At 63.8% G+C, this 4,117-nt stretch carries 6 protein-coding genes; 3 read left to right on the forward strand and 3 right to left on the reverse strand.

Annotated features, from left to right (window positions below; translation table 11 throughout):
• On the forward strand, positions 1 to 798 hold a 798-nt coding region (locus ELR45_RS10820; protein WP_129665901.1), incomplete at its 5' end, for an MFS transporter.
• A 350-nt stretch (positions 799 to 1,148) separates the two neighbouring features.
• Here ELR45_RS10820 and ELR45_RS10825 read toward each other — a convergent pair.
• Positions 1,149 to 1,337, reverse strand: a complete 189-nt coding sequence (locus ELR45_RS10825) for a hypothetical protein (RefSeq protein ID WP_129665903.1) — start codon at positions 1,335 to 1,337, stop codon at positions 1,149 to 1,151.
• A 231-nt stretch (positions 1,338 to 1,568) separates the two neighbouring features.
• Here ELR45_RS10825 and ELR45_RS10830 point away from each other — a divergent pair, with 231 nt between their 5' ends.
• On the forward strand, positions 1,569 to 1,988 hold the full coding sequence (locus tag ELR45_RS10830) for a hypothetical protein (protein WP_129665904.1): 420 nt from the start codon (positions 1,569 to 1,571) through the stop codon (positions 1,986 to 1,988).
• Positions 1,989 to 2,115: 127 nt separating this feature from the next.
• Here the strand turns inward: ELR45_RS10830 and ELR45_RS10835 are convergent, their stop codons facing one another.
• Positions 2,116 to 2,364 (reverse strand): cupredoxin domain-containing protein, encoded by a 249-nt coding sequence (locus tag ELR45_RS10835; RefSeq protein ID WP_205856386.1) that lies wholly within the window; start codon positions 2,362 to 2,364, stop codon positions 2,116 to 2,118.
• Here ELR45_RS10835 and ELR45_RS10840 point away from each other — a divergent pair.
• A complete protein-coding gene (locus ELR45_RS10840; RefSeq protein ID WP_240759604.1) occupies positions 2,322 to 2,771 on the forward strand; it encodes a transposase in 450 nt (149 codons plus the stop codon). The two genes, ELR45_RS10835 and ELR45_RS10840, sit on opposite strands and share 43 nt — an antisense overlap.
• 184 nt (positions 2,772 to 2,955) lie before the next feature.
• On the opposite strand, the gene ELR45_RS10845 is transcribed toward ELR45_RS10840, so the two are convergent.
• A complete protein-coding gene (locus ELR45_RS10845) occupies positions 2,956 to 3,729 on the reverse strand; it encodes a hypothetical protein (protein ID WP_129665906.1) in 774 nt (257 codons plus the stop codon).
• Positions 3,730 to 4,117 lie beyond the last annotated feature (388 nt).

The raw sequence follows: 4,117 nt of genomic DNA on the forward strand, positions 1-4,117 counted from the left end.
TCCGGGCGACTCGACATCGCCGGGGCGAGCACGGCGACCGGCGCGCTGATGGTATTCGTCTATGCACTGCACCACGCCGCAACCCACGGATGGACCACCGGACTCACCGTGGTGTGGTTCGCCGCGGCCGCCCTGCTGATGACGGCGTTCGTGCGGATCGAGGCGTGTTCGCCCGCCCCGCTCGTGCCTGCTTCGGTGCTGAAGAACCGCACACTCCTCGCGGCCAACCTCACGGCGTTGTTCGGCTTCGGCGCCTTCTTCGCGTTCATCTTCATCGGGTCGCTACTGATGCAGCAGGAACTCGGCTACTCGCCGGCAAAAACCGGCCTCGCATGCCTGGCGACCACGTTGACCTTCTTTGCGGCAGCGTCCATCGCCGGCCGCCTCGCCGCCGTGGGAGTCCGGCGTCTGCTGGTCATCGGCCTGTCGCTCTTTGCCGTCGGGGTTCTGTCGCTGACCCGGGTTTCCGCCGATGCCGGCTACCTCGACGGCCTGCTTCCCGCGTTCGTGCTCACCGGCACCGGCTTCGGCCTGTGTGTGCCCTTGCTGCAGATCGGCGCGCTTTCAGGCGTCGCGGCGACGGAATCCGGGTTGGCGTCGGGCCTGGTCGAGACCACGCGCGAGATCGGCGGGGCGGCGGGCCTGGCCGCGGTCGCAACGGTGCTCTTGGCCGGGTCCGGCCTCGGTGGATTCCAAGCAGCATTCGGGTTCATCGGCGTCCTCGCCGTCGTCGCCGCAGTCACGGCTGCCCTCGGATTCGCGGGCAGCGCTCGCCAAGCAGGCAGACATGAACGATGAGTCAATTCCCTCCCAAGACGGCGGCCAGCCCATCGGACTGGCGGACGCCGAGCTGCCAGTGGTCCGTCGGCGGGGCATCCCGAGAGTTGGAACAAACCCTGAACCCAATACCTGTACGAGCCATCGCGCCGGGCCCGACATGGCGGGTCGGCCTGGCAGCACGGCACCGCCCCGGCCGTCTGGGGCGACTCACCCGAGGTACCGAGACCAGGGCGAATCCTTCCGAGCTCGTCACCTCTGTCCGGAGGGCGCCTGCAAGGCGCGGTCGAGGAGCTCTGAGAGCGTACGGGGCTGGTCGGTTGAGATCCACGCCGTCAAAGCCACCTCGACACACCCCAGGGCGGCGGCGATCAGCGCGTGTGGAAGAGCACGTAATTCCCTAGGGCTGTGGTCAAGTAGTCCCGCTGTTCCTCTTCGGTCAGCCCCTCGATGATCATCTCATCGCCGAACGGCAGCGGGCGCGCTCCCGCGAGGATCTCGTCCACGCTATTCTCCAGCGTCTCGCCGTATGTCGGCGGGTGAACTGTGGGTTTGCTCATTGGACGCACCTCCCTCGTGCCGTTCCTCGTCTGCGATACCCGCAACCTGCCGGGCTGATCCCATTCTGAGCCGTTCCCCTCATAGCTGCCATCCGTAGGCCGAAGCGAAGCGGGTCAAGGGTGATCGAAGATCATCACGAATAGACGCGAGCCTGCGAGCGCCCTTGACTCGCGCCGTGGAGGCCGAAGAATGGTAGCGACGAGGGGAACGGCGACATTGGAGGACATAACGTGCCCGATTCGGAAGCAACGGGGCCAGATGCGCCATACAGCGAGCTTGACAAGCTCCAGACAGAGTTCGATCGTCTCATGGCGAACGCCCAGACTTGGCAGCTTTGGTGGGGGCCATTTCGAATTCGTGCACGGCTCGGCAGTCAGAGGCTGGCGGCTATCTTTACAGCGTTTCACTTCGTGGTCGTCGTGACTGGCTCGATGCTCCTCATCGCAGACGCCCAAGGCGAACTCGGCCTCGCGCTCGTGATTGGTGGGCTCTTCGCGTTCGGCGCGTTCCTCGCCCAGGTGTGGGCGCTACAGTGCACAAAGGAGATGACTCTCTTCGCTGACGACTTCAGGAACCAGCTATCCGATCTTCAGCGGCGGTGGGATGCCGCCGATGCTGCAGCACGAGCGCGCCCAGGTGATGCGGGATAGCGCGCGTTCCAGCCATCGGCTCATGCGGGCCTCGCGGAGGGACCGGCCGCCAGGCCGCACGCCCGGAGTGAGCCCGCACGCGGCGCGTCAGCGCCGCCTTGATCTAGAAGAGATCAATTCGGCAATGTCAGGGCGTAGGCCGGGTGGTGCGGTTGAGAAGCTCGAACTTGTCGAGATCCAGAATGGCACGTCGGATCGCACGCAAGTCTTGAGTTGGCACGTCCACATAGCCTTCAGGGTCTATCCCCTCACCGTATGGAAGCATCCCCTGCGGTGCGGACTTCGTGTTGATGAGATCGACATACGCTCCGTAGTCGATGACCCATACGTCGTATCTCTCACCGGGCGCATCTTGCGCGGAGTAGCCGCGCCGCACGATATGTAAGACTCGTGCGTCGAACAGCGCTAGAAGGAGTGGCGATCCAGCAGATCGTTGCGGAACTTCGACACCGCCGCCGCGCCCGCGCCGAGGACCGCATCCGATGCGCAAAAGACACCGGCCTGCGCAACCTCCCGCTCTACAACTTCGACCAGAACCGGATCTGGTGCGCCATCGTCGCACTGGCCTGCGAGATCACCGCCTGGATGCAACTGCTCGCGCTCACCGGCCACCCCGCCCGCCGGTGGGAACCCAAACGCCTACGCTTCCGGCTGTTCACCGCCGCCGCCCGACTCGTGCACACCGGACGACAAACCATCATCCGCCTGTCCGGCGACCACGCCTGGACCGATGCGATCATCGCCGGCTTCACGCGCTTACGAGCCCTCGCAGAACCCGGCTGACCAGCATACCAAGCCCTTGTCCCAACGGCCCTCACATCACACCGGCCCATGGAACCGGCGTCCACCCGAGACGACACCCGGGCACCCTGTCACACCCACCCGCCACAATTCATCCCAACGCGACGGCCGTAGCACCGTCACAATCACCCACGCCCGGCTCACGAAAGATCCGAGCTAGGTAAGGCTATACATCTTGAAGTCGGATCGCACCGGTGGGCTCAGGTTGTTCAATCCCATCGGGCGTATCGTCGTGACCGATGACGTCTAGTAGCCATGCGATGACTCTCAATGGAAATAGGAGAGGCATCCGAGCTAGGCACCAGACGACCACTAGCAATGACGACGAGACCGCGCCGTGCACGTCGGCGAGCTTTAGCCAGTACGGATAGATTGCCCATGCCCTGCCATTGCGGAAAAGCGCGAAGATAAACGTGGAAAATGCGACGACTAGCGTACTGGCGAACACTGTGGCTAGGGTCACGAGTAGCACATTGCGGGTCGGGCTCGTCGGGATGGCCCCCGCCTGCGTGGCGACACAAAACGCTGCCCAAAACGTCAAGGCCGCCCGAGGTATTGCTCCTGCGCCGTCAGCGAGACTCGGCCCGATAGGCATGATCTGTTCACGTGCGGCCAGCGTGGTTGCCTCAAAGCCCAGTCGACCGCGCCACAGTGGGTAGACCACCAGCCGCGCAACCGCCACGCAGCAGGTCGTTAGCGCGATCGGCCCCACGACGTGATCGTTGCCCGCAAGAATCGCGTGCACGGACGAGACTACTTGATCAAGCATTGCATCACGATCAAGGAGACCAGCAGCATCCGTCAGCGCCGGGATGGGCGAATTTCCGAAAAGGAGTCTTGTCACTGTGATGGCAGCAAGCAAAGAAGCGACATAGGCATAGCCATTGTGTACCCGCTGGGGCTCAAGGAGACCCGTGAATGAAGCCCTTACCAACGACACGGCCATTCCTCACAACAAGCAACACTTCACTCGACGGCACCTGAACCGACAGATTACGTGATCGACCACGAATCGGCGCAAATCCACCTCGCCTCGATTTCACCATCCACCAGGAGCCCGAGACATCTGTTCCTGATGATCCCCGCTCGCTCGCGCAGCACTCTAAGATGTGGTCGGCTTCCCGGTCAACCTCCTTCTCCTCCGAATGCCGTTGTATGCGGCCGACGGTCGTTTCGCCACGCGCGCCCTCGATGTCATCACCTTTTCAGGGATCGTCGCCCCGTTCGCGCCGTGATCTACGGGTCCGCGACCTGGCCGCCGGCTGCCAGACTCAGGTAATAGAAGCCGCTCGGCCCGGCTTTGTCGGTGCCGTCTGCGATCCTGTCCG

This window comes from Phytoactinopolyspora endophytica, assembly GCF_004138495.1.
Classification (GTDB): domain Bacteria; phylum Actinomycetota; class Actinomycetes; order Jiangellales; family Jiangellaceae; genus Phytoactinopolyspora; species Phytoactinopolyspora endophytica.